The following is a 24,375-nucleotide window of genomic DNA, read 5'->3' as shown; positions in this document are numbered from 1 at the left end:
CATATGGACGTCTGGCCAGGATCGGCGTATCCGCTCGGGGCAACCTTTGACGGGACAGGAACGAACTTCGCGATCTTCAGCGAGAAGGCCGAGAAGGTTGAGCTGTGCCTCTTCGACGACGACGGCGTGGAGACGCGCGTACAGCTCCACGAAGTGGACGGTTATGTGTGGCACTGCTACTTGCCGCAGGTTCAGCCGGGCCAGAAATACGGCTACCGGGTACATGGACCCTACGACCCCCCATCGGGGAATCGGTTCAACCCCAACAAGCTGCTCCTGGACCCTTACGCGAAGGCCATCCAGGGGCAGATTGACTGGGATCCGGCCCTGTTCTCCTACAACATGGGTGACCCCGACTCCCGGAACGACGCCGACTCGGCGCCCCACATGATGCTCGGCGTGGTCATCAACCCCTTCTTCGACTGGGCCGGTGACCAGCTGCTGCGGATTCCGTACCACAAGTCGGTCATCTACGAAGCCCACGTCAAGGGCCTCACCAAGCTGCATCCCGAGGTTCCGGAAGAGCAGCAAGGCACCTACGCCGGCGTCGCCCACCCCGCGGTGATCGCGCACCTGCAGAAGCTCGGCGTAACGGCGATCGAGCTCATGCCTGTCCACCAGTTCACCAACGACGGCATCCTGCAGGACAGGGGCCTGAACAACTACTGGGGCTACAACACCATTGGCTTCTTCGCGCCGCACAATAGCTACAGCTCCAAGGGGGACACGGGCCAGCAGGTCCAGGACTTCAAGGCAATGGTGCGGGCACTGCACAACGCCGGGATCGAAGTCATCCTGGATGTGGTTTACAACCACACGGCTGAAGGCAACCACCTTGGCCCCACCCTTTCCTTCAAGGGCATCGATAACTCCGCCTATTACCGGCTGGTTGAGGGCGACCTCAAGCACTACATGGACTACACGGGCACCGGAAACTCCCTGAACGTCCGTCACCCGCATTCGCTGCAGCTGCTGATGGACTCGCTGCGCTATTGGGTGACCGAAATGCACGTGGACGGCTTCCGCTTCGACCTCGCCTCCACGTTGGCCCGTGAGTTCTACGACGTCGACAAGCTGTCGTCGTTCTTCGAACTTATCCAGCAGGATCCGGTGGTGTCGCAGGTCAAGCTCATCGCGGAGCCGTGGGACGTTGGACCCGGGGGCTACCAGGTGGGCAACTTCCCGCCCCAGTGGACGGAATGGAACGGCAAATACCGCGACACTGTCCGGGATTTCTGGCGAGGCGAACCCGCAACCCTGGGGGAATTCGCCTCGCGTATCACCGGTTCGGCGGACTTGTACGAACACTCCGGCAGGCGCCCGGTGGCCTCCATCAACTTCGTCACAGCTCATGACGGATTCACCCTGGCGGACCTGGTCTCCTACAACCAGAAGCACAACGAGGCCAATGGCGAGGGCAACAGGGACGGTGAATCATACAACCGCTCCTGGAACTGTGGAGCTGAGGGCCCCACGGAGGACGCCAAGGTCCTGGCCCTTCGAGCCCGGCAGCAGCGCAACTTTATCGCGTCCCTCCTGCTGTCCCAGGGCGTGCCCATGATCCTGCACGGTGATGAGCTTGGCCGCACCCAGCAGGGCAACAACAACGGGTACTGCCAGGACTCCGAGTTGACCTGGATTAACTGGGACAGCGTGGACCAGCCCCTGATTGAGTTCACGGCGGCCGTCAACGCGTTGAGAACGAAGCACCCGACTTTCCGCCGCAGCCGCTTCTTTGATGGCAGGCCTGTTCGCCGAGGCGCGGGCGAACGGCTTCCTGACATCGTGTGGCTGGACGCCGACGCCACCAACATGCAACCAGAGGACTGGGACAGCGCTTTCGGTCGCTCGGTTGGCGTTTTCCTGAACGGCGATGGCATTCGGGCAAGGGACGATCGTGGTCGCCGCATTACCGACGTGAACTTCCTGCTCTACTTCAACGCGCACGACGACGAGGTGGACTTCACGCTGCCATCCGACGAATACGCTCCTGCCTGGGACATCATCATCGACACCGCCGGTGAAAACGCCGACACGGAACCGGTCAAGGCCGGCGGCGTCCTTCACGTGGCGGCCAAATCCCTGGTGGTCATGAGGGCGCACAGCACTCCCGAGCCGGAGCCGGACCACTCCGTGGCAGCCTCCCTCGCGGCACTATCGCAAACCGCAACGCCCGAGACCGCCACTTTGACGGCACCGGCAATTCCGGAACCGAAAACCACCAAGCAGCCGGCTCCGACAACATCGACGACGCCTTACAGCGAGATCGGCTTCGACGTTACGGGGACGCCTGCTGAGGTGGCGCCTGCCGAGGCGGCGCCTGCTGATACCGCCGATACGGCGGCGGCTGCCGACGTCGCGCCTGCTGGGGTGGCGCCGGCCGAGGGGGCGGCTGCCGACGTCGCGCCTGCTGAGGGGGCGCCTGCTGATACCGCCAGCACGGACATCCCGCCAGCCGGCCCGAAAGCCCCCGGCCAAACGAAGTCCAAGGGGCCAGGCAAGGGAAAGCGGGCAGGCAAAAAGGCCGAATCATGAGGGCGCCGGTTTCCACCTACAGGCTGCAGATCCGGCCGAGCCTCACTCTGCAGGATGCGGCAGAACTGACCGGTTACTTGCGTTCCCTCGGCGTCGACTGGGTTTACCTTTCTCCGATCCTCAAGGCGGAGGAGGGGTCCGACCACGGCTACGACGTCACGGATCCCTCGCTGGTGGACCCGGCGAGGGGCGGGGCCGAGGGCCTGGCTTCCCTCTCCCGGGCGGTGAGGGAAGCAGGGATGGGCATCCTGGTGGATATCGTCCCCAACCACGTGGGTGTCGCAACGCCATCGCAAAACCCCTGGTGGTGGTCCCTGCTTAAGGAGGGCCGCCAGTCCAGGTACGCGGAGGCGTTCGACGTCGACTGGGATTTTGGTGGCGGAAAGATCAGGCTTCCTGTGCTCGGCAGCGACGACGACCTGGACAAGCTCACTGTAGAGGATGGCGAGCTGAGGTACTTTGAGCACCGCTTCCCGCTTGCGGACGGCACATACGACGACGGCGACTCTCCCCGTGCCGTCCATGACCGCCAGCACTATGAACTGATGGGCTGGCGCAGGGCCGACGCCGAGTTGAACTATCGCCGCTTCTTTGGCGTAAATACGTTGGCGGGGGTCAGGGTCGAAGTCCCGTGGGTCTTTGACGAATCGCACGCCGAGGTCCTTCGCTGGTTCCGGGAAGGCCTCGTTGACGGGCTCCGTATTGACCACCCGGACGGGCTTGCGTATCCGGCCGATTACCTGACGCGACTCAAGCAGGCTACAGGCGGCGCCTACGTCCTGGTTGAGAAAATCCTGGAACCGGGCGAGGACCTGCCTGAATCGTTCGCCTGCGAGGGAACCACCGGCTATGACGCGCTAGCCGACGTCGACCGGCTCTTCGTTGATCCGGAGGCCGAGCAGATCCTCGACAAACTGGACGCCTCCCTGCGGGGAAGTGACACGGCAGCCGATTACGGTGACATGATCCACGGCACCAAGCGGGCCATCACGGACGGCATCCTCCGCTCCGAGATCCTGCGCCTGGCACGACTCGTTCCGGCACATCCGAGGGCGCCCGAACCGGAGCTGCCGCTTGACGCTGTTGCTGATTCAATCGCCGAGATTATCGCCAACTTCCCCGTCTACCGGACCTACCTTCCCCAAGGTAAAGAGATCCTGGAGGGCGCGTGTGAAAAGGCGTCCGTGGCCCGGCCGGATCTTGCCGGAACCGTGAAGGTCCTCCTCCCGCTGTTGCTCGATCCGGATGCCGAGTTCGGCCGCCGCTTCCAGCAGACATCGGGCATGGTGATGGCGAAGGGCGTCGAAGACACAGCCTTTTACCGCTACACCCGGCTTGGAACCCTCACCGAGGTTGGCGCCGATCCCACGGAATTTGCCCTATCGCCGTCGGACTTCCACTCCCGGATGGCGGCCCGACTGGCTGAGCGGCCGCTGTCCATGACCACCCTGAGCACTCATGACACGAAGCGCAGTGAGGACGCCAGGGCCCGTATCTCGGTGATCTCCGAACTCGCCGAGGAGTGGACGGCTGTCCTGGAGAGGCTGCAATTGCTGGCTCCGCTTCCCGATGGGCCGCTGGCCAGCCTTCTGTGGCAGGCTATTGCCGCAGCATGGCCTGCCAGCCGCGAGCGGCTCCAGTCGTATGCCCGGAAAGCCGCCCGCGAAGCCGGAAACTCTACGACGTGGACTGACCCGGACGAGGAGTTCGAGCTGAAGCTGGCAGCCGCCGTCGACGCCGCCTTTGACGTCCCGGACGTGCACGCCGAACTCACGGCCTTCGTGGAGGTGCTGGACCGCTTTGGTGCTTCCAATTCACTGTCCGCCAAGATCGTGCAGCTGACCATGCCGGGAGTGCCCGATGTGTACCAGGGCACCGAGTTTTGGGACCGTTCACTGACGGACCCGGACAACCGGCGTCCAGTGGACTTCAAGCGCCGGCAGGGTGCCCTCGCGGAGCTGGATGCGGGCGGACAGCCGGAATCGTACCAGGACGAGTTGGCGAAGCTCCTGGTGACATCGCGCGCCCTGCGCTTGCGCCGGGACCGTCCGGAACTGTTCACCGGTTACCGGCCGATCCAGGCGGAGGGTGCTGCCGCCCAGCACCTTATAGCCTTCGACCGCGGCACGGCGCAAAGCGCTGCTATTACCCTAGCGACTCGATTGCCGCTGCGGCTGCAACGCGATGGCGGCTGGAGGGATACGGCGATCAGCCTTGAGGGCCCGGTCCGTGACGAACTTACGGGTGCGAGTTTTGCCGCGGGTCGTGTCCAGGTGGCTGATCTGCTGGCCACCTATCCAGTGGCGCTGCTGGTACCCGAGGCATAGCTGGAACCGAAGGCACGGCTGGAACCGAACGATCGCTAGGGGAAATATGTCGCAGGAACGAACTTCACGAATCGGATTCGACGTGTGGGCGCCGGTCGCAGGCTCGGTCACGCTGCTCGCAGACGGACAGGAACATCCGATGCACAAGCTGGAGGGCGGACCGGACGGCTGGTGGACGGTTCGGGACACAGGGCCCGGCAAGGAGGGTTCCGGGCACGAGACGGACTATGGCTACCTCGTAGATGGCGAGGGGCCGTTCCCTGACCCCCGTTCGTTGCGTCAACCCCGCGGTGTGCACGAGCTGTCACGCACCTTCGACCCCACGGAATACGCCTGGACAGATGCCCCCTGGAAGGGACGCGAACTCCAGGGTTCGGTCATCTATGAACTCCACATCGGGACGTTCACACCCGAAGGAACCCTCGATGCCGCCAGCGAGAAGCTGGACTACCTGGTGGATCTCGGCGTGGACTTCGTGGAGCTCCTTCCCGTCAATGCCTTCAACGGCACCCACAACTGGGGCTACGACGGCGTCCTGTGGTTCGCAGTTCATGAGGCCTACGGCGGACCGGAGGCCTACCAGCGATTTGTCGACGCCGCCCACGCTGTGGGGCTCGGAGTGATCCAGGACGTCGTCTACAACCATCTCGGTCCCAGCGGAAACTACCTAGCCAAGTTTGGCCCGTACCTTAAGTCCGGCGAAGGCAACACGTGGGGAGACTCGGTGAACCTGGACGGTCCGGGGTCGGATGAAGTCCGCGGCTACATCCTGGACAATGCCGCCATGTGGCTGCGGGACTTCCATGTGGACGGGCTCCGCCTGGACGCGGTCCATGCACTCAGGGACGAGCGTGCTGTTCACATCCTGGAGGACCTGGCCGTCGTCGCGGACAAGATCGAAGCGGTCACCGGCATTCCGCGGACTCTCATCGCGGAATCCGACCTCAATAACCCGCGCCTGATTTACCCCCAGGAGGCCAACGGGTACGGCCTTGAGGGGCAGTGGAGCGACGACTTCCACCATGCGGTCCACGTCAACCTGACGGGCGAGACAGCGGGCTACTATTCGGATTTCCAGTCATTGACGGCGCTGGCCAAAGTCCTCGAGCACGGTTTCTACCACGACGGAAGCTACTCCAGCTTCAGGGGACGGCACCATGGGCGGCCCATTCGTGCCGATCTCGCCCACCCGTCAGCCCTCGTGGTCTGCAGCCAAAACCATGACCAGATCGGCAATCGCGCCACAGGAGACCGGCTCACCGAGACCCTCTCCTACGGAAGGCTCTCGCTTGCCGCGGTGCTGACTATGACATCACCGTTCACCCCCATGCTTTTCATGGGGGAGGAGTTCGGCGCCTCCACGCCATGGCAGTTCTTCACATCCCATCCCGAGGAATGGCTCGCGGAGGCGACCGCGAAGGGCCGGCTCAAGGAATTCGAACGGATGGGCTGGGATCCGGCAGTGGTGCCCAACCCGCAGGACCCTGAAACCTTCAGCCGCTCCAAGCTCAAGTGGGAAGAGGCCAGCCAAGGGGAACACGCCAGGCTCCTGGACCTGTACCGCGCCCTGGGCGCGCTCAGGCGATCCACCCCCGAACTCTCCGCGGGAGGGTTCCAGGGCACGGAAGTTGAATTCGACGACGACGAACAATGGCTGATCCTGGTTCGCGGGACCGTCCGTGTGGTCTACAACTTCGGCGCCGAAGAAATGGCCACGAACCTCGACGGCGACCTTCTGCTGGCCACGGATCCCAAGACAACCCTCGACGACGGGACCCTGACCGTCCCCGCCGAAAGCGCTGCCGTCCTAAGGATCCAGGTGCCGGAGGTCACAGAGGTAGTTGATATGGCGTGACGATGACCACATAGCGGACGCCCACACCATCGCTCCAAACGGCGATGGCAGGATAGTACGTATGACTTTTTCGGCTGCGGAAAACCGCTACGACACCATGCCCTACCGCCGCGTCGGACGCAGCGGTCTCAAGCTTCCCGCCATTTCACTGGGGCTTTGGCACAACTTCGGTGACGACAAGCGCTTTGATGAACAGCGCGCCATCCTTCGCCGTGCCTTTGACCTTGGCGTCAACCACTTCGACCTCGCAAACAACTACGGCCCGCCCGACGGCTCCGCCGAAACCAACTTCGGCCGCCACCTGAAGGACGACTTCAAGCCGTACCGCGACGAACTCATCATCTCCACCAAGGCCGGCTACTACATGTGGCCCGGCCCCTACGGAGAGTGGGGATCCCGCAAATACCTGATCTCCAGCCTGGACCAGTCGCTGGAGCGCATGGGACTGGACTACGTGGATATCTTCTACAGCCACCGCCCGGATCCCGAAACGCCCCTTGAGGAGACGATGGGCGCCCTGGACTACGCGGTTCGTTCCGGTAAGGCACTCTACGCGGGCATCTCCTCCTACACGCCCGAACAGACGATAGAGGCCGCCCGGATCCTGAAGGACCTCGGCACGCCCCTGCTGATCCACCAGCCCAGCTATTCAATGCTCAACCGCTGGACAGAGAACGGCAGCCCCAACCTGTATGAGGCGCTGGACCAAGTGGGCGCCGGCTGCATCGCCTTCTCGCCCTTGGCCCAAGGCATGCTCACCAGCCGCTACCTCAACGGCATTCCGTCAGACTCCCGCGCCGCTAAAGCACGCTTCCTCTCCGAGACTGCCATCACTGAGGAAAAGCTCGACCGGATCCGTGGGCTCAATGAGATCGCCGCAGGCCGTAGCCAGACACTCGCGCAGATGGCGATCGCGTGGATCTTGAGGGACCAGCCCAAGGGCTCGTCGGTGACTTCGGCATTGATCGGTGCCTCCAGCGTCGCACAGCTCGAGGACACCCTGGCAGCAATCGACAACCTGGGGTTCACCGAGGAAGAACTGCTGGCGATCGACGAGTTCGCAGTCGAATCCGACATCAACCTGTGGGCGCAGAGCCTGACGTCATAAGGCAGAGCCTGGCGTCATAAGGTAACGCAAAGGGCGGGGGCGGGCCGAACAAGGCCCGCCCCCGCCAACTTGGAATACAATGCAAGGGCGCCGACTGGCGCTGTGCCGCAAGCCGCCGTCGTATCTTCTGCTACGACCACGCCGGGCACCAGAGGTAAGTTCTCAAAGGAGTTCCGTGTCTACGAATCCGATTCGTGTTGCCATTGTCGGCGTTGGAAACTGCGCTGCTTCGCTGGTCCAGGGTGTCCATTACTACCGGGACGCCGACCCTCAGGCCACGATTCCCGGTCTGATGCACGTGGAGTTCGGCAAGTACCACGTCAACGATGTGAAGTTTGTTGCTGCCTTCGACGTGGACGGCAAGAAGGTCGGCGTCGACCTCGCCCACGCCATCCTCGCGAGCGAAAACAACACCATCAAGATCGCCGATGTTCCGCCCACCGGCGTCATCGTTCAGCGCGGACACACCCTGGACGGCCTGGGCAAGTACTACCTCGAGACCATCGAGGAATCCACCGAAGCGCCCGTTGACGTAGTGCAGGCACTCAAGGACGCCAAGGTTGACGTCCTGGTCTGCTACCTGCCCGTAGGCTCCCAGGAAGCAGCTGAGTTCTACGCGCAATGCGCCATCGACGCCGGCGTTGCCTTCGTCAACGCCCTCCCGGTGTTCATTGCCGGCACCAAGGAGTGGGCCGACAAGTTCACCGCGGCCGGCGTGCCGATCGTGGGCGATGACATCAAGAGCCAGATTGGCGCCACCATCACACACCGTGTCATGGCCAAGCTCTTCGAAGACCGCGGCGTCACGTTGGACCGCACCTACCAGTTGAACGTCGGCGGCAACATGGACTTCAAGAACATGCTGGAGCGCGACCGCCTCGAGTCCAAGAAGATCTCCAAGACGCAGGCCGTTACGTCCAACGTTGAGGCCGAGCTTGCCGCCAAGGATGTACACATCGGCCCGTCGGATTATGTCCAGTGGCTCGACGACCGCAAGTGGGCCTTTGTCCGCCTCGAGGGCCGCAACTTCGGTGACGCCCCCGTGTCGCTCGAATACAAGCTCGAAGTCTGGGATTCCCCGAACTCGGCCGGCGTGATCATCGACGCCATCCGCGCCGCAAAGATCGGCCTGGACCGCGGCATCGGCGGACCCCTGCTTTCTGCCTCCAGCTACTTCATGAAGTCCCCGCCGGAGCAGTACAACGACGACCTCGGCCGCGAAAAAGTAGAAGCCTTCATCCGCGGCGAGCTGGAGCGCTAAGCCGCCACGCTCTCTCACCTTTAGCGAGTTTTCCGGGGACGCTCTCTCACCTTTGACGGGTGTTCCGGGGACGCTCTCTCACCTTTGACGGGTGTTCCGGGGACGCTCTCTCACCTTTGACGGGCATTTCCCGTACGCTCTCTCACCTTTCGCGGGTTCGCGACTGACGCTCTCTCATATTGGGGGAGCGGCAGCCGTTTAAGGGGCGATTTCGAGGCGGCGGATAGCGTGGCTTGCCTGTGCCAAAGCCAGGAGCCTGAGAACGAGTTGCGAGTGCATGTGCATCCCCACTGCGGCCGTGAGGATGATGTCATCGACGTCGTCCGTAGCTGTAGTCAAACTGAGGTCCAGTCCTGCGATAGTGTCCAGAGCTTGGCTGTAAGCGTCGAGTAACTCCAGGGGCATGGATATGCCCAGGCCCTCCATAAGGGAAATCTGCACATCCAAGGCGTTTCGGGCATCACTGTCCCTGTCTGGCCACCCGCGGAGGCGGACGACGGCGTCACCCAAGTACGTGCGTTCGGCACCTTCGCGCACGTTCGGTTCGAGTCCCAGAACAACTCGTTGAACGGTGGCCAGCACTGCGAGGCGTGGTGCACCGTCGTCGGCCATTTCGATAATGGTGCGAATCTGTTCGATGTTCAGGTGCACGATGTGCCTGAGTGCATGGATGAGTTCCAGCCGCTTGACATGTCGCTGGGAGTAGCGGGCACGGGTTGCATGGACCGTTTCTCCCGGCGGCAGAAGCCCTTCGCGCAGATAGTATTTGATGCTCGCCGGGGTGGTTGCCGTTCGTTCGCTCAGTTCCTTGAGCTGCATGCCACCTCCGCCCCTTTAGATAGCGGCCAGCGGCATCACTATCTTGATTTACAGCCATTGGATAGTAGCTCTATCTTAGGCGTATGGAACACTGGAATGTCCTGCTTGTCAGCCATGTTGTCGCTGCTCTCTACGCCCTCGCGATCGGTCCCATCCAGATTCTGCATTCTCGCCGCGACCGCATCCACAGGACTATGGGGTACCTCTGGGTAGCATCCATGTACTACGTCTGCTTCAGCAGCTTCGGGATCATCACAGAAGGGCACTTCACGTGGCTGCATGGACTGTCTGCCTTTACGATCGTTACCGTCACTTTGGGGCTGGTCAGCGCGATCCGCCACAACATCGCTGCCCATCGGGGAAACATGATCGGAAGCTATATCGGCATTCTTGTGGCGTTCGGCTTCGCCGTGGGCGTGCCCGGCCGGGCCATACCGCAACTCCTGGCGACAGATCCGGCGTCGGCCGTCTTCGTTGCGGCACTCGTACTACTCGCAGTCGCCGTTATGTACGTCTCACTGTTCAGGACAGGTTCCCGTGAAGTCCCGCCGCCGTCGCGCTCTCCGCTTCTGTTGGGCAAGAACAAGCTATGAAGCATTGATGGCAGCCGGCAGCCTAGGTGTCAGAAGAGCCCTACCGGCCTGCCCTCGTTGTCCACGTCCATCCGCATGGCCGCCGGTTCCTTCGGCAGCCCGGGCATGGTCATCACCGCGCCGGTCAGGACCACGATGAAGCCCGCCCCCGTCTTCGGTATCAGCTCGCGCACGTGGATGATGAAGCCTTTGGGTGCTCCCAGCCGGGTGGCGTCGTCAGTGAAGGAATACTGAGTCTTGGCCATGCAGACAGGCAGTCGGCCCCAACCGTTCTTCTCGATATCGGCCAGCCGCCTTTGGGCCGGGACGGAAAATTCGACGCCGTCGGCTCCGTAGATCTCCTGGGCGATGGTGCGGATTTTGTCCTCCACAGACAGGTCCAGCGGATACAGATGTCGAAAAGACGACGACGCCGATACCGCCTTGGCGACTTTGGCCGCGAGCTCATCTCCGCCGTCGCCCCCGCCCCCACGACCCCACACATCGGCGACGGCAGCGTCCACGCCCTCCTGCGAGCACCACTGGAGGAGCCAATCCAGTTCCTCGGGCGCGTCGCTGGCAAAACGGTTGATGGACACCACCGGCGCGATGCCAAACTTCTCCACGTTCCGCACGTGCCGCCGCAGGTTGTCCACCCCGGAGGCAAGGGCTTCGATATTCGGCTCGGCGAGCCGCTCCTTGGGTACGCCGCCCTGCATTTTGAGGGCTCGGATCGTCGCCACAACCACGACGGCGGAGGGCGCCACGTCCGCCACCCTCGACTTGATGTCCATGTACTTTTCTGCGCCGAGGTCCGCGCCGAAGCCTGCTTCCGTCACCACGATGTCGGACAGCTGCTGCGCCGTGCGGGTGGCGATGAGCGAATTGCAGCCATGGGCTATGTTCGCGAAGGGCCCTCCGTGGACCAGTGCCGGAGTCCCGGCGATGGACTGGACGAGGTTGGGCTTGATGGCATCCTTCAGGAGCATTGCCAGGACACCCTGGACTCCCAGGTCGGCGACGGTGATCGGTTCCCGGTCATAGCTGTAGCCGAAGGTGATGCGGCCCAGGCGTTCCCGCAGGTCGATGATATCGGTGGCAAGGCAGAACACTGCCATGATCTCCGACGCCACTGTGATGTCGAACCCGTCCTGGCGCGGGACGCCCTGGGAGGGCCCTCCCAGCCCGATGACCACTTCGCGCAGTGCGCGGTCATTCATGTCCAGGACACGTTTGAACGTCATTCGCCGGGGATCGATGTTGAGCTCGTTGCCGTGGAAGATGTGGTTGTCCACGAGGGCCATGAGCGCATTGTTGGCCGACGTAATCGCATGGAAGTCCCCGGTGAAATGCAGGTTTATCTCGTCCATGGGCAGCACCTGGGAGTACCCGCCTCCAGTGGCGCAGCCCTTCATACCGAGGATGGGTCCCAGCGACGGCTCGCGCAGGGCAATCATCACTTTGTGGCCGGCGCGCGCGAGGGAATCCGCAAGGCCCACCGTTGTGGTGGACTTCCCTTCTCCGGCGGGCGTAGGGGACATCGCCGAAACAAGGACAACCTTGCCCTGCGCCTTGCCCTGCGCACCTCCGGGGAGTCGAAGCCGAGCGGGATCGATCTTCGCTTTGAAGCGGCCATAAAGCTCGAGGGCGTCGGCAGGAATTCCCGCCTTGCCCGCAATCTCCTCAATAGGCAGGATCCCCGCATTTCGGGCAATCTCGAGATCAGTAAGGCCTTGGCGCGGCTGCGGGGTGGCTTCAGACATCCTTGTCCTCCAACTTTCTCTTTGGCGCTACCCGAACTAACGAACTGAGGTGAACCATCCGAACGGGACTCAGACGGGCGGCACCAGGACACTCCCCGTTGCCGCATGGTAGCTTTCGAGCGAGATCGCGGCGGTCCGCGGCCATCCAAAGGATTCAGCGTGGACAGCTGCAGCCCGTCCCATGTCTTCCCGGGTGCGGGGATCGTCGTAGAGGGCCTCCAAGGCATCCGCCCAGTGCGAGGGCTTGTGGCCGTCGACGAGCATCCCTGTCCTGCCGTCCGATACCGCTCGGGACAGGCCGCCGACGTTGGTAGCGACGACAGGCGTGCCGCAAGCCTGTGCCTCCAGGGCCACGAGCCCGAACGACTCGCTGTAGGAGGGCATAACAACGACGTCGGCGGAGCGGAACCAGCTGGCCAGCTTGACGGCGCCTACCGGAGGGTGCTGCGTTACGACGTCGTCCATCCCGGCCGCGGTGACGAGCGACTTGAAGTTGAAGTCCTTGGCCCCGCTCAACGCCCCCAGGACGGTGAGCTGCAGATCAATGTCCGGCCTGCGTTCACGCAGCAGCGCCGCCGCCTGGATGAAGATCTGCGGCCCCTTGAGGCGCTGGATGCGTCCGGCGAACAGCAGATGGAAGCTGCCCGGCCGGATCCCGTGGACGGCACGGGCTTTGGCGCGGAACGCCGGCGTAAAAACGGCCAGGTCTACGCCGGGAGGAGCTATGTCGATGCGGTCGAAGTCGGCATGGTAGTGCGAAACGAGCTCGGCGGCTTCTGCCGGGGTATTGGCCACAAGCCTCGTAGCCCCGTCCACGATCCTTTGCTCGCCCTCTTCCCGGCGGCGCGGTTCCGGCCGCTCGCCCGAATGCAGCAGCTGGTTCTTCACCTTCGCCATGGTGTGCATGGTGTGCACCAGCGGGACGTTCCACAGCTGCGACAGCTCCAGGCCGGCCACTCCGGAAACCCAGTAGTGGGAATGGACGACGTCATAGCGCCCGTGCGGCTGGCGCTGCCGGATCCTGTCGATCTCCGCGACCATGCTGTGCAGCAGCTCGGGCAGCTCCTCTTTCGGCAGCTTTCGCGGGGGGCCCGCCATCACATTGTGGACGCACACGCCCGGGGCGGGATGTTCTACGGCGGGTTGGCCCACCGACGTCGACCTCGTGAATATCTCCACTTCCACCCCATGGTCTGCCAGGGCTGCAGCAAGGGAACGCACATAGACGTTCATACCTCCCGCGTCGCCGGAGCCCGGCTGTTCAAGGGGAGAAGTGTGGAGGGAGAGGAACGCGACGCGGCGGATCAGGGACACGGCTGTCCTTCCAAGCCGTCGGCGTTCGCGTGTGGGGCGGTCATGGACAAAACACTACTCCTGGGCGGGCGGGGAACGCCCTGTGGCGAGGTCGTCTGACGGGGCTGCTATCGTGGCGGCTGTGACTGAGACGAGTAAAGCCGAGCGGCGGCCGGACTTCGAGATCCGAGAGGCAGTAACCGGCGACTGGCCGGGTATCTGGGCCATCCTGGAACCGGTCATCCGTGCCGGCGAGACCTTCACCTGGGAACGTGACACAGGCGAGGACGAGGCCCGTTCACGCTGGTTCAAGGCCGCCCCCGGACAAACCTTCGTGGCTGTTCAGGACGGCGTGGTCATTGGTACCGGAGAGCTTCACCCCAACCAGGGCGGCGGGGGAAGCCATGTGGCAAATGCCGGATACATGGTCCACCAGGACCACGGTGGCAAAGGTGTGGCACGTGCCCTCTGCGCCTACTCGCTGGAAACTGCGCGCCGGGCGGGCTTCGAGGCGATGCAGTTCAATGCCGTGGTTGAGAGCAACGTCCGCGCTGTGGGGCTGTGGCAATCGATGGGTTTCCGGATCCTCGCCACCATCCCTGACGCGTTCCGCCACCCGAAGCTGGGCTATGTCGGCCTCCACGTGATGTACAGGAAACTCTAGGCGCCCGGCACCCCAAACCTCATGCGACCGGAACGCCCGGAGCACCCAAGTGACTGGCAGTTGTGGTCGTTAAAAACGCGTTTTAACGACCACAACTGCGACTCAGTTGGGGATGGGGAAGCCTCAGGCCTTCCACAGGTTCCGGAGCGCGGGGAAGGCCTCTTCGTACCCGGCGAGGAGGCTGCGACCCAAAGCCTCCGAGCCCACCAGGGGATGCTCTGCGAAAGCTTGTACCGCCGCCGCACGATCCCCTTCCTTGACGGCACGGATGGTCAGCCGCTCCACTTCCTTCACGTGCTTCATCAGGGTCAGCTGCGCGCCTCCGGGACTGTCCTGCGGCAGGGGAGCGGCGCCGTCGTGGCTTACCGTGCAGGGAACCTCGACGACGGCGTCCGCGGGGAGTCCGGGCACCGCCACGGGAACGGAGTCTAGGGTGCCAGCGTCTGCGGAGACTAGTACATTGGGCCGATTCAGGATGAGGTCAATCTTTCCGCCGCCAGCGACTGCCTGCAGGACGGACAGCGCAACGTCCTCGTAACCGCCGCCCACGAGATCTTCTTCGTCCCGCCGCTCATCTTTGTTGCGGCTTTCAGCCAGGTAGCCTTCCTCACGCGACTTCCTCGCCTGATCCCAGAGCCGGAAGGCATCGGCTTCGTCCTGACCTGAACCTGAAGCGGGGGCAGAGCCAGACGCGGGCACTGCGGCGGCCAGGCGAGGGTAGAGATCCGCCTGCTGGCGATGGATAGACTCGCCCCGGCTTTCCGGCATCGCCTTGATGGCGCTCGTGGCGCGGGCAGTCTCGTAGTAGTAGAACAGGTACTCGTTGGGAATGCATCCCAGGCGTTCCAACAGCTGCTTGCCGAACAGGCGGCCCTCCTCGAAGCTGGCGAGGGCCTCGGCATCGGCGATCAGTTGGGGAAGCACATCGCGGCCTTCCACAACAAGCCTGTACAGCCAGCCGAGGTGGTTCAGCCCGTAGTAGCCGACGCCGTCGAGCCGCCCCTCCGGCAGCCGCACCCCGGCAGCCCTTGCGGCATGCTTGACCAGGGCACCCGCCGAGTCGCAGATTCCGATGACCCTGTGGCCCAGCACGGGAACGAGGGCTTCTGTAATCATCCCCGCGGGGTTGGTGAAGTTGATCAGCCATGCTTCCGGGGAGTGTTCCTGCATGGCCGTGGCCAGTTCCAGCATGGGCGGAATAGAGCGCAGCGCGTAGGAGATGCCACCGGCGCCGGTGGTTTCCTGGCCAAGCAGGCCAAGGTCCAGGGCTACTTTCTCGTCCGCCACCCTGCCCGCTGTCCCGCCGGGCCTGATCGCGGCGAACACGGCGTCCGTTCCGTCGAGCGCATCCGATAGCGACGTCGTGGCCGTCACCGCCGGGGGAGTGGCGGACCCCTTCACGGGCATGGCGTCCAGCACTACGGTGATGGCGTCCAGCCGGGCAGGATCGACGTCGTAAAGCACCACGTCCTCCACCAGACCGCCATAGCGGGCGGAACACAATGCCCTGTAGATCAAAGGAACCCGAAACCCGCCGCCACCGGCAATCATGAGCCGCATGCCAGCAGTCTATGCTCAGCTGCCGTCCTCAGGCGGACCTTAGGTGAACGAGCGGTGCCTGGGCAGTGAAACCTGCATTGGACATTTGGGCCGTCACTTTGCAGCGACGCATGCACGGCGTAGTCTGCGGTGCATGGAGGCCAAGCCAAGGCAACCGTTCGATCCCCTCGCTGCCGTCAGGGAAGCAGAGGCGAGCCACTGCGACCTTTTCCTGGCGGGGACGGTCTTCCAGGACATCATCTTTACGGGATTGAAGAAGGCGCCCGAGCCGGGCACGGAAGTGTGGAGTGACGGGATGGGCACCTGTCCCGGGGGAGTAGCCAACCAAGCCATCGCCGCCACGAGGCTCGGATTGCGCACCAGCCTGGCCGCAGCCTTCGGAGACGACGGCTATGGGGACTACAACTGGAAGATCCTCGAGAGCCAGGAGCATGTGGATCTCTCCCGTTCACGGCGAGTTCCAGGCTGGCATTCGCCGGTGACTGTTTCCATGAGCATCAACCATGACCGGTCGATGGTGACGCACGGGCACCCCGCCCCGGTGACCAATTCGGAGCTGATCGGCGAACCGCCCACCGCGCTCGCCGCCGTCGCGGACCTGGGGGAGGAAATGGAACCCTGGATGCTGGCGGCCAAGGACGCGGGGACCAAACTGTTCGGCGATGTCGGCTGGGACCCCAGTGGGCAATGGTCGGAGAGGCGCCTCCAGCAACTGGAGCACTTCCACGCGTTCATGCCCAACCAGCTCGAAGCCATGGCCTTCACCGGGAAGAACGACCCCTGGTCGGCGCTCTACGCGCTCGCGGACCGTGTGCCGGTGGCCGTCGTTACCCTCGGCGCGCAGGGCGCAATGGCCGTTGACTCCGAAACCGGCGAAGAGGAGTGGGTGCCGTCGCTCCCAGTGACCGCGTACGACCCCACTGGCGCGGGGGACTGCTTCAGCGCCGCGTTCATCCTGGGCAGCCTTGCGGGCTGGCGGCTCGGTGACCGGCTCCGATTCGCCAATCTGTGCGCGTCCCTCGCCGTGCAACAGGTCGGGGGATCGCTCGCGGCGCCGGGCTGGGGCGACATCGCTGACTGGTGGCAACGCGCCCACTCCCGGCCGGAGCGGCAATCGAGCCAGTGGCTGAGGCGCTTCACGTTCCTGGAGGAGATCATCAGCGACGTGCCCCAGACTGCCCAGCGGCGCGCCACCGCTACCATCGCGCATCTCTCGGACGCGTGACTGCTTGCGGCAAAACTAACCCCTTGAGCAAAACATGGGCCGCCGCCGCAGCATGACTGGTCCCTTAGTGGGGCTCGTTAATTAGTGGCGCCGCCCCGCCACTAGAATCTCTAGGGTGACTTACCAAGCAGCACCCAACTCCATGCCCGAAACTGAAACACAGCCAGCACGGGTATTGGAGCGCTCCGCAGTCATCGATCTCGAAGCGATCCGCCACAACGTCCGCAGGCTTGCGGCAGCAGCATCCCCCGCCAAGGTGATGGCAGTTGTGAAGGCCGATGGGTACGGCCATGGCGCCGTCCCGGTGGCTCGGGCGGCAGTCGAGGCCGGGGCGAGCTGGCTGGGCGTGGCCCACATCTCTGAGGCGCTCGTCCTTCGTGCCGCCGGTATCGACTCGCCTTTGCTCGCCTGGCTGCACACACGCGAAAGCAACTTCGCGGCGGCTGTCGCTGCCGGCGTCGATATTGGCATTTCCGGCTGGGAGCTGGACCGCGTCGTCGCGGCTGCTCGCGAGCAGGAGCGTCCCGCCCGTGTCCACCTCAAAGTGGATACCGGCCTGGGCCGCAACGGCGTCACCATCGCCCGCTGGGACAGCCTGGTGGGCGAAGCGATGGAATACCAGGACCAGGGACTGCTGCGGGTGGTGGGGATCTTCTCGCATCTTGCCGTGGCAGACGAGCCGCACCGCCCGGAGACGGACGAGCAGCTTGAGGCGTTCCGCGCGGCCCTCGCGATTGCCGCCGATGCCGGCGTGGACACCGAAGTCCGCCATCTGGCCAATACCCCGGCCACCCTGTCGCGCCCTGACACGCACTTCGACCTGGTCCGCGTGGGTCTGGGCATTTACGGACTTTCCCCCTTCATCGGCCAGACATCCGAGGAGCTCGGCCTGCGTCCGGCGATGACCGTACGGACCCTTGTGTCCAACTGCAAGGTGGTTCCGGAGGGCCAGGGCGTCTCCTACGGACTGAACTATCACACGTCCGGAGAAAGCTCGCTGGCGCTGATTCCGCTTGGCTACGCCGATGGTGTCCCCCGGATCGCCACGGGCGGTCCCGTCCGCATCAACGGCACCAACTACCCGGTGGTCGGCCGGATCGCGATGGACCAGATGGTCCTGGACCTCGGGGCCGACGCCCCACGTGACGGCAGCCTGCTCGGCGCTGAAGCCGTGATGTTCGGCGACGGCCTGGACGGCGGCCCCACTGCCGACCATTGGGCCGAGGCCGCCCAAACGAACAACTACGAGATCGTCACCCGGATTAGTCCCCGGGTACCCCGGACGTACGTGAACGAAGTATCCCCGGCCACCGCCGTCGTCGAATCATGAAGGAGGGACGGATCATGGGCGAGGCTGACCGCGTCATGAGCGAGGCCCTCTGGGAGCGCTCGTTCAGGGTGTCGACGGCGGAGGAGACTCACGCGTTCGGCGCAGCTCTTGCGCGGGTACTGGAAGCCGGAGACCTCCTGGTGCTCACTGGTGAGCTGGGGGCCGGGAAAACCACGTTCACCCAGGGCCTGGGAGAGGGACTGGGCGTCCGGGCGGGCATCATTTCCCCGACGTTCGTGCTGGTGCGCATTCATCCCAACCTTCCCGACGGACCCCGCCCCGGAGGTCCGGACCTGGTGCACGTCGACGCCTACCGGCTGGAGTCGGCTGCCGAGATTGACGATATCGATCTCGAAAACACCATGGACTCGGCCGTGACCGTTGTGGAATGGGGCCGCGGAAGGGTTGAGCATCTGTCCGAAAGCCGTCTCGATATCGAACTGCACCGAACTGTCGGCTCAGTCTCGGCGGGCTCAGGCTCCGGCAGCTCAGGTGAAGGCACGCTGGACTTCGGATCCGAGGACGACGACGAGCCGCGAACGATCGTACTGAGGGGCTATGGGCCCCGCTGGGCTGAGGCCCCGGCACTCCCCACGTCCGCGCAGGACACCGAAGTTCAGGACGCCGAAGCTCAGGACGCCGGTGTTCAGGGCACTCCGGGAGGCGGCAACTGATGCTGATTCTGTCCATTGATACTTCCGCGGTGGCCAGCGCCGCGCTCATTTCGGATGAAGCCATGGAACTGGTGGTGGACTCCTTTTCCACCGAAGACACCAGGAGCCACGCGGAAGTCCTTGCGCCCGGCATTCAACAGCTGCTCGCCTCCGCCGAGGTTAGCGGTGAAGAGATCGACGCAATCGTGACGGGTGTGGGACCCGGACCCTTCACCGGGCTCAGGTCCGGCATCGCGACGGCGCGGACCCTGGCCTTCGTATGGGGCAAACCCCTCTATGGCCTCATGAGCCTGGACGCCATTGCCCTGGAAGTGGCGGAATCAACCTCGGCCGTTCCGGAGTTCCTGGTGGCTACCGACGCCCGGCGCAAGGAGGTCTACTGGGCCCGGTACACGCTTAGCGAGGGACAATTGCCGATCCTCATGGACGGCCCCCATGTCGGACATGCAACGGAGCTTCCCGAACTGCCCGTCTTTGGAGCAGGGGCAGGCCTGTACGCCGACGTCGTCAACGCTGTCGAGGACTTCAGGGAACGGCAGCCTGATGCCGCCTCACTGGGCCAGGCCGCCCTGGCCAAGCTGGCGGCTGGAGATATCCTGCTCGACTCCACACCGCTGTATCTGCGGGAATCGGATGCCCAGGTCCCGGGTCCCAGGAAGCGTGCCTTGTGAAAACCTCCCCCAAGCCGGTCCTGCCCGGCATCGCCATCCGAGACATGACCATGGACGACGTTCCCGCGGTCGAAGCCCTTGAGCGCCGTCTCTTTCCCGTGGATGCCTGGCCCATGCAGATGTTCTTCGACGAACTGTCCCAGACCGATACCCGCCGGTACCTCGTGGCGGAAGCGGCGGGCTCGGTGGTGGCCTATGCGGGGCTGATGTGCATCGAACCGATCGCAGACATCCAGACCATTGCCGTGGTCCCGGAGTTCGAGGGTAAGGGAATAGGATCAGCGCTGCTGACTGAACTCATCGAAGAAGCTCGACGCCGGAAGGCAGCGGATGTACTCCTCGAGGTCCGCCGGGATAACCCGCGCGCCCAGGAACTGTACACGCGTTTCGGGTTTGAGCAGATCCATGTGCGCCCCCGCTACTATCGCGACGGCGTCGACGCCCTCATCATGAGGTTGCAGCTGGATCTGCCTGAAGGCGGAGGGACTGCGGTATGAACACGCTCAGCGGCATCAATGGCAAGGCTGCTCCGTTGGTTTTGGGAATCGAATCCTCCTGCGATGAGACCGGCGTCGGAATTGTGCGGGGGACGGCCCTGCTGACCAACACCGTCTCCTCCTCCATGGATGAGCATGTGCGCTTTGGCGGGGTGATCCCGGAGATCGCGTCACGGGCCCACCTGGACGCGTTCATTCCCACCTTGGAGGAGGCGCTCCATGAGGCACGGGTGAGCCTAGAGGACATCGACGCGATCGCCGTCACGTCCGGACCAGGGCTGGCTGGTGCCCTCATGGTCGGGGTATGCGCAGCCAAGGCACTGTCCGTAGCAACGGAAAAGCCCTTGTATGCCATCAATCACCTGGTGGCCCACGTCGGCGTCGGCCTGCTGGACGGCACCCCGGCGACGTCCGCGGGCGGCGGCAGGAAGCTGCTCCCCGACACCCTTGGCGCACTGCTGGTTTCCGGCGGGCACACGGAAATTCTGCGGATTCGCAGCATCACGGATGACGTGGAGCTCCTGGGGTCAACGATTGACGACGCCGCAGGCGAGGCCTACGACAAGGTTGCCCGCATCCTCGGCCTCGGCTATCCGGGCGGACCCGTAATCGACAAGCTTGCCCGCCAGGGCAATCCCAAGGCCATCCGTTTTCCGCGCGGACTGACTCAGCCCAAGTACATGGGAACGGCGGAAGAACCGGGACCACACCGGTACGACTGGTCCTTTAGCGGGCTCAAGACTGCGGTGGCACGCTGCGTGGAGCAGTTCGAGGCGAGCGGAGAGCAGATACCGGTAGCCGACATCGCGGCCGCCTTCCAGGAGGCCGTGGTGGACGTCATTACGTCCAAGGCCGTCCTGGCCTGCCGTGAGAATGGCATTACTGATGTCCTGCTGGGCGGGGGCGTCGCCGCCAATTCGCGGCTCCGGGAGCTCACCGAGCAGCGCTGCACCTCCGCGGGGATTCGGCTCCATGTTCCGCCGCTGCCACTGTGCACGGATAACGGGGCGATGGTGGCAGCCCTTGGTGCCCAGCTGATCATGGCCGGGATCGGCCCCAGCGGCTTGCGCTTCGCGCCGGATTCGTCGATGCCGGTGAGCAGGGTGTCGCTCTAAGGGATTCCCTCCACGGCGCCTCTTTACGAGTGCCGCACCGGGAATGCCCTTTAGGCGTCGGGTCCCTGCCGCATCTGCCGAACGAGGTCCAGCACCACAGCCTGTAGGTCGCCGCCGTGTTCGGCGGCTACCCTGCGCTGCCGCTGATAGCCCGCGCCCCGGGCGATGATTTTTTCAACATCGGCCAGTTCATCGCTGCAGCCGAGCTTGGCGGCAACCGGTTCCAGGCGGTTCAGGGTCTCCAGCAGGTGGTCGGTGACCAGCATTTCGTTGTTGGCGGCGTCCAGGATGATGATGGCGTCCATGCCGTAACGTGCCGCCCGCCACTTGTTCTCCTGGACATGCCAGGGAGGCATGGTGGGGATGCTGCCGCCTGCGTCCAGGGTCGAGGAGAATTCATCCACCAGGCACTGGGTCAGGGCCGCAATGGCACCCACTTCCTCAAGAGTGGCCAGGCCGTCGCAGATCCGCATTTCAATGGTGCCCAGGGCGGGCACCGGCCGGATGTCCCAGCGGATTTCGGAGAGGGTGTCGATGACGCCGGTGGTGAACATGTCCTGGACGTAGGACTCGTACTCTGCCCAGGTGCCGAACTGGAACGGAAGTCCCGCCGTCGGAAGCTGCTGGAACATCAGCGCACGCTGGGAGGCATAGCCGGTGTCCTCCCCGCCCCAAAACGGACTGGAAGCGGATAACGCCTGAAAGTGCGGGAAGTAGTTGACCAGACCGTCGAGCACGGGGAGTGCCTTGTCCCGGCGGTCCAGGCCGATGTGGACGTGTACCCCGTAGATCACCATTTGCCGGCCCCACCACTGCGTGCGGTCGATGAGCTTGGCATAGCGTTGTTTATCCGTCACGGGCTGAAGCTGCGGCGGGCTGAAGGGATGGCTGCCCGCGCAGAACAGTTCCACGCCCATGGGATCAGTAACGTCCCGGACGGCCTCCACGGAGCGGCGGAGGTCTTCCTTGGCTTCCTTGACCGTCTCGCAGATCCCTGTCACCAGCTCCACAGTGTTGAGCAGCAGTTCCCGTTTGATGTGGGGGTGCTCGTCGTCTTCGTTGAGCTCGGGGTGTTTGGCTTTGACGCCGCTCAGGACCTCGTTGGCTACGGAGACCAATTCACCAGTGCGCGCGTTGACCAGGGCAAGCTCCCACTCGACCCCAAGGGTCGATTGCCTGGAAGTAGCGAAGTCGATCTGCACGTGGTCCCCTCGGTATTGAGAAATTCCCGTTGCAACGACCGCAGGGGCCGCCAGCGGATGGCTCCAGTCTAGTGCAGGGGTAGCATCGAACTAATGGCACAGCTTCTCAACGGCCTTCTCAACGGCCTTGTCACCGGCCTTCTCAACCGTCTTCTCAACGGCCCCGGCCGGACGCGCATGATGGTGATGACGGCCTCCGTCGGCATCGCGCTCGCAGCAACCTCCTGCTCGACGCCGGCCCCCAAACCCCACGCCTCTACAGGGCCTGAAAGCTCTCCGCAGTCCGGGCCGAACTCCTCTCCTGACCCCACCGGAACATCGCCTGGTCCCGCAGACGCTGGACGCCCGACGTCGGACGCCACGCCGGGCGGTGAGCAGCCCTTGGGCTGGGGGCCCCTGCGTAAGGACCTGGAGGCGGCACGTGCTGCAGTGGCCGCCATGACTCCCGAGCAAAAGGCCGGGCAGGTGCTGATGCCGGTTTACACGGGAAAGGACCCGGCGGCGCAACTCGCAGCGATCAGGGACCTCCATCTTTCCGGCAGCATCGTGATGGGCGACAACGTGCCCAAGGCGCCCGATGGCGGGGTGGATACGGCTGCCCTGGCAACGGTGACCAGGCAATTGGGAGAGGCTGCCAGGGCGGACGGCAGGCCGTGGAAGGGGCTGGTCGGGGTGGACCAGGAGGGAGGCCTCGTGTCCCGGCTGGGAGCACCCGTTACCGAATGGCCCACGCCACTGAGCTACGGGGCAGCGGGAAAGGACTCCCTTGCCGCCGAGGGAGGAAGATCCCTTGGTGCCGAGCTGGCCGGACTGGGCTTTACTGTGGACTTCGCGCCCAACGCGGACGTCACCATGGGCGCCGCTGATCCTACCATCGGCTCACGGTCCATGGCAGGGAATCCAGAGCTGGCGGGCCGGCTGGCCGTAGCGTTCGGAGCCGGCATGCTGACATCCGGAGTGCTGCCCGCCGTGAAGCACTTTCCCGGCCACGGGTCCGTCACCGTCGACTCCCATAAGGGACTTCCCGTCCAGAGCGCATCCCTTGAGCAGTTGCAGGCGCGGGACTGGAAGCCGTTTCGGAAAGCCATCGACGCCGGCCTGCCGATGATCATGATGGGGCACATCGCGGTGCCGGCACTGGAACCAGGAGTGCCGGCTTCCGTCTCCAAGGCGAACTATGATGCCCTCCGAAGCCTGGGCTTCCAAGGGGTCATCGTGACGGACGCCCTGAATATGGGCGCGATCACCACGTCGTATCCGGGCGAATCGGCCGCTGCACTCGCCCTGACCGCGGGTGCGGACCTGCTGCTGATGCCGGGGAACGTCCGCGCCGCCCATGCAGGAATCCTGGCGGCCTTGCGGGAGGGTCGGCTGAGTGCCGAGAGGCTGGATGAAGCCGCGGTCAGGGTTGTGGCAATGATGATGTGGCACACTCGATCCCGCCCTGCGCCCGCTCCGGTTGGTGGAGGGGCGGCCACATCGGCTGCTGTCTCCGCCGCCGCCGTCACAGTCGTGAAAGGACCATGCACCGGGCGGCTGATTCCGTCCTCCGTGTCGCTCTCGGGAGGCTCTGCACTGGAACGTGAGCGCTTCACCGCCGCGGCCCGCAGGGCGGGCGTCGCTGTGGGAACAGGGCCGATGGTCTCCCTGGCCGGGTACGGCAGTGGCGCCGTGACGGGGCACGTTGCCGTTGCGCTGGACACTCCCTCGCCGCTGGCAGGATCCACGGCGCCGACGAAAATCGCTCTGTATGGGCGGACGCCGGCCGCCTTCGACGCCCTGCTGGCCGTCCTGACCGGCAAGGCTGCGGCCCCCGGAAAGCTGCCCGCCGACGTCGGGGACTATCCCGAAGGCAGCGGGTGCGAGTAACGGTTACCCGCGACCAGAACGCATTCACGAATTGC

General features: G+C 64.3%; 19 protein-coding genes. 14 read left to right on the top strand and 5 right to left on the bottom strand.

Annotated elements, in window-relative coordinates:
* Positions 1-3: 3 nt before the first annotated feature.
* From glgX to J7E82_RS12620, 5 genes are all read left to right on the top strand, one after another.
* Entirely contained in the window at positions 4-2,535 is a 2,532-nt protein-coding gene (gene glgX, locus J7E82_RS12640; RefSeq protein ID WP_214863148.1) for a glycogen debranching protein GlgX, read from the top strand.
* Positions 2,532-4,862 carry a malto-oligosyltrehalose synthase gene (gene treY / locus J7E82_RS12635; protein WP_214863146.1) on the top strand — a complete coding sequence of 777 codons (2,331 nt, stop codon included), beginning with the start codon at positions 2,532-2,534 and terminating at the stop codon, positions 4,860-4,862. The genes glgX and treY overlap by 4 nt, the downstream gene beginning before the upstream one ends.
* Positions 4,863-4,908: 46 nt before the next feature.
* The gene (gene treZ, locus J7E82_RS12630) at positions 4,909-6,717 is read left to right on the top strand and encodes a malto-oligosyltrehalose trehalohydrolase (RefSeq protein WP_214863144.1); all 1,809 of its coding nucleotides are present in this window, start codon (positions 4,909-4,911) and stop codon (positions 6,715-6,717) included.
* Between the two features lie 61 nt (positions 6,718-6,778).
* Positions 6,779-7,825: an L-glyceraldehyde 3-phosphate reductase gene (gene mgrA, locus J7E82_RS12625; protein WP_214863142.1), complete on the top strand. Its 1,047-nt coding sequence runs from the start codon at positions 6,779-6,781 to the stop codon at positions 7,823-7,825.
* A 175-nt stretch (positions 7,826-8,000) separates the two neighbouring features.
* Positions 8,001-9,086, top strand: a complete 1,086-nt coding sequence (locus J7E82_RS12620; protein ID WP_214863140.1) for an inositol-3-phosphate synthase — start codon at positions 8,001-8,003, stop codon at positions 9,084-9,086.
* 198 nt (positions 9,087-9,284) lie between these two features.
* On the opposite strand, the gene J7E82_RS12615 is transcribed toward J7E82_RS12620, so the two are convergent.
* Entirely contained in the window at positions 9,285-9,905 is a 621-nt protein-coding gene (locus J7E82_RS12615) for a MerR family transcriptional regulator (protein WP_214863138.1), read from the bottom strand.
* A gap of 83 nt (positions 9,906-9,988) precedes the next feature.
* Here J7E82_RS12615 and J7E82_RS12610 point away from each other — a divergent pair, with 83 nt between their 5' ends.
* The gene (locus J7E82_RS12610; RefSeq protein ID WP_214863136.1) at positions 9,989-10,498 is read left to right on the top strand and encodes a DUF2306 domain-containing protein; all 510 of its coding nucleotides are present in this window, start codon (positions 9,989-9,991) and stop codon (positions 10,496-10,498) included.
* Positions 10,499-10,527: 29 nt separating this feature from the next.
* Here the strand turns inward: J7E82_RS12610 and J7E82_RS12605 are convergent, their stop codons facing one another.
* Complete coding sequence (locus tag J7E82_RS12605; RefSeq protein WP_214863134.1) at positions 10,528-12,240, bottom strand: formate--tetrahydrofolate ligase; 1,713 nt, start codon at positions 12,238-12,240, stop codon at positions 10,528-10,530.
* 69 nt (positions 12,241-12,309) lie between these two features.
* Entirely contained in the window at positions 12,310-13,554 is a 1,245-nt protein-coding gene (gene mshA, locus J7E82_RS12600; protein ID WP_214863133.1) for a D-inositol-3-phosphate glycosyltransferase, read from the bottom strand.
* A 121-nt stretch (positions 13,555-13,675) separates the two neighbouring features.
* Here mshA and J7E82_RS12595 point away from each other — a divergent pair, with 121 nt between their 5' ends.
* A complete protein-coding gene (locus J7E82_RS12595; RefSeq protein WP_214863131.1) occupies positions 13,676-14,197 on the top strand; it encodes a GNAT family N-acetyltransferase in 522 nt (173 codons plus the stop codon).
* 123 nt (positions 14,198-14,320) lie between these two features.
* On the opposite strand, the gene J7E82_RS12590 is transcribed toward J7E82_RS12595, so the two are convergent.
* On the bottom strand, positions 14,321-15,757 hold the full coding sequence (locus J7E82_RS12590) for a 6-phospho-beta-glucosidase (protein ID WP_214863130.1): 1,437 nt from the start codon (positions 15,755-15,757) through the stop codon (positions 14,321-14,323).
* A 133-nt stretch (positions 15,758-15,890) separates the two neighbouring features.
* Between J7E82_RS12590 and J7E82_RS12585 the strand changes: the two genes are divergently transcribed.
* The 6 genes from J7E82_RS12585 to tsaD all read left to right on the top strand — a co-directional run bounded on the left by J7E82_RS12585 (position 15,891) and on the right by tsaD (position 21,269).
* Positions 15,891-16,982, top strand: a complete 1,092-nt coding sequence (locus J7E82_RS12585; protein WP_214863128.1) for a carbohydrate kinase family protein — start codon at positions 15,891-15,893, stop codon at positions 16,980-16,982.
* 142 nt (positions 16,983-17,124) lie between these two features.
* Positions 17,125-18,312: an alanine racemase gene (gene alr / locus J7E82_RS12580; RefSeq protein ID WP_214863443.1), complete on the top strand. Its 1,188-nt coding sequence runs from the start codon at positions 17,125-17,127 to the stop codon at positions 18,310-18,312.
* Positions 18,313-18,347: 35 nt separating this feature from the next.
* Entirely contained in the window at positions 18,348-18,986 is a 639-nt protein-coding gene (tsaE, locus tag J7E82_RS12575) for a tRNA (adenosine(37)-N6)-threonylcarbamoyltransferase complex ATPase subunit type 1 TsaE (RefSeq protein WP_214863441.1), read from the top strand.
* Positions 18,986-19,657 carry a tRNA (adenosine(37)-N6)-threonylcarbamoyltransferase complex dimerization subunit type 1 TsaB gene (gene tsaB, locus J7E82_RS12570; protein ID WP_214863121.1) on the top strand — a complete coding sequence of 224 codons (672 nt, stop codon included), beginning with the start codon at positions 18,986-18,988 and terminating at the stop codon, positions 19,655-19,657. Before tsaE ends, tsaB begins: the two co-directional genes overlap by 1 nt.
* Positions 19,654-20,154, top strand: a complete 501-nt coding sequence (rimI, locus tag J7E82_RS12565) for a ribosomal protein S18-alanine N-acetyltransferase (protein WP_308113795.1) — start codon at positions 19,654-19,656, stop codon at positions 20,152-20,154. The genes tsaB and rimI overlap by 4 nt, the downstream gene beginning before the upstream one ends.
* Positions 20,151-21,269 carry a tRNA (adenosine(37)-N6)-threonylcarbamoyltransferase complex transferase subunit TsaD gene (tsaD, locus tag J7E82_RS12560; RefSeq protein WP_214863119.1) on the top strand — a complete coding sequence of 373 codons (1,119 nt, stop codon included), beginning with the start codon at positions 20,151-20,153 and terminating at the stop codon, positions 21,267-21,269. The genes rimI and tsaD overlap by 4 nt, the downstream gene beginning before the upstream one ends.
* A 50-nt stretch (positions 21,270-21,319) precedes the next feature.
* Here the strand turns inward: tsaD and J7E82_RS12555 are convergent, their stop codons facing one another.
* Positions 21,320-22,471, bottom strand: a complete 1,152-nt coding sequence (locus J7E82_RS12555; protein ID WP_214863117.1) for a glutamate--cysteine ligase — start codon at positions 22,469-22,471, stop codon at positions 21,320-21,322.
* 93 nt (positions 22,472-22,564) lie between these two features.
* Here J7E82_RS12555 and J7E82_RS12550 point away from each other — a divergent pair, with 93 nt between their 5' ends.
* Entirely contained in the window at positions 22,565-24,340 is a 1,776-nt protein-coding gene (locus J7E82_RS12550) for a glycoside hydrolase family 3 protein (protein ID WP_251041829.1), read from the top strand.
* The last annotated feature ends 35 nt before the right edge of the window (positions 24,341-24,375 follow it).

This window comes from Arthrobacter sp. ISL-30 (genome assembly GCF_018613855.1).
Classification (GTDB): Bacteria; Actinomycetota; Actinomycetes; order Actinomycetales; family Micrococcaceae; genus Arthrobacter.
This window is presented reverse-complemented; position numbering and strand designations above follow the sequence as displayed.

Bases quoted from the DNA above. Each gene is read 5' to 3' on its own strand.
- tsaB (WP_214863121.1), top strand. From the start codon at position 18,986: ATGCTGATTCTGTCCATTGATACTTCCGCGGTGGCCAGCGCCGCGCTC.
- J7E82_RS12610 (WP_214863136.1), top strand. From the start codon at position 9,989: ATGGAACACTGGAATGTCCTGCTTGTCAGCCATGTTGTCGCTGCTCTC.
- tsaE (WP_214863441.1), top strand. From the start codon at position 18,348: ATGAGCGAGGCCCTCTGGGAGCGCTCGTTCAGGGTGTCGACGGCGGAG.
- treY (WP_214863146.1), top strand. From the start codon at position 2,532: ATGAGGGCGCCGGTTTCCACCTACAGGCTGCAGATCCGGCCGAGCCTC.
- J7E82_RS12605 (WP_214863134.1), bottom strand. From the start codon at position 12,240: ATGTCTGAAGCCACCCCGCAGCCGCGCCAAGGCCTTACTGATCTCGAG.
- tsaD (WP_214863119.1), top strand. From the start codon at position 20,151: ATGAACACGCTCAGCGGCATCAATGGCAAGGCTGCTCCGTTGGTTTTG.
- alr (WP_214863443.1), top strand. From the start codon at position 17,125: ATGCCCGAAACTGAAACACAGCCAGCACGGGTATTGGAGCGCTCCGCA.
- J7E82_RS12615 (WP_214863138.1), bottom strand. From the start codon at position 9,905: ATGCAGCTCAAGGAACTGAGCGAACGAACGGCAACCACCCCGGCGAGC.
- J7E82_RS12585 (WP_214863128.1), top strand. From the start codon at position 15,891: ATGGAGGCCAAGCCAAGGCAACCGTTCGATCCCCTCGCTGCCGTCAGG.
- glgX (WP_214863148.1), top strand. From the start codon at position 4: ATGGACGTCTGGCCAGGATCGGCGTATCCGCTCGGGGCAACCTTTGAC.
- mgrA (WP_214863142.1), top strand. From the start codon at position 6,779: ATGACTTTTTCGGCTGCGGAAAACCGCTACGACACCATGCCCTACCGC.
- J7E82_RS12590 (WP_214863130.1), bottom strand. From the start codon at position 15,757: ATGCGGCTCATGATTGCCGGTGGCGGCGGGTTTCGGGTTCCTTTGATC.
- J7E82_RS12550 (WP_251041829.1), top strand. From the start codon at position 22,565: ATGGCACAGCTTCTCAACGGCCTTCTCAACGGCCTTGTCACCGGCCTT.
- treZ (WP_214863144.1), top strand. From the start codon at position 4,909: ATGTCGCAGGAACGAACTTCACGAATCGGATTCGACGTGTGGGCGCCG.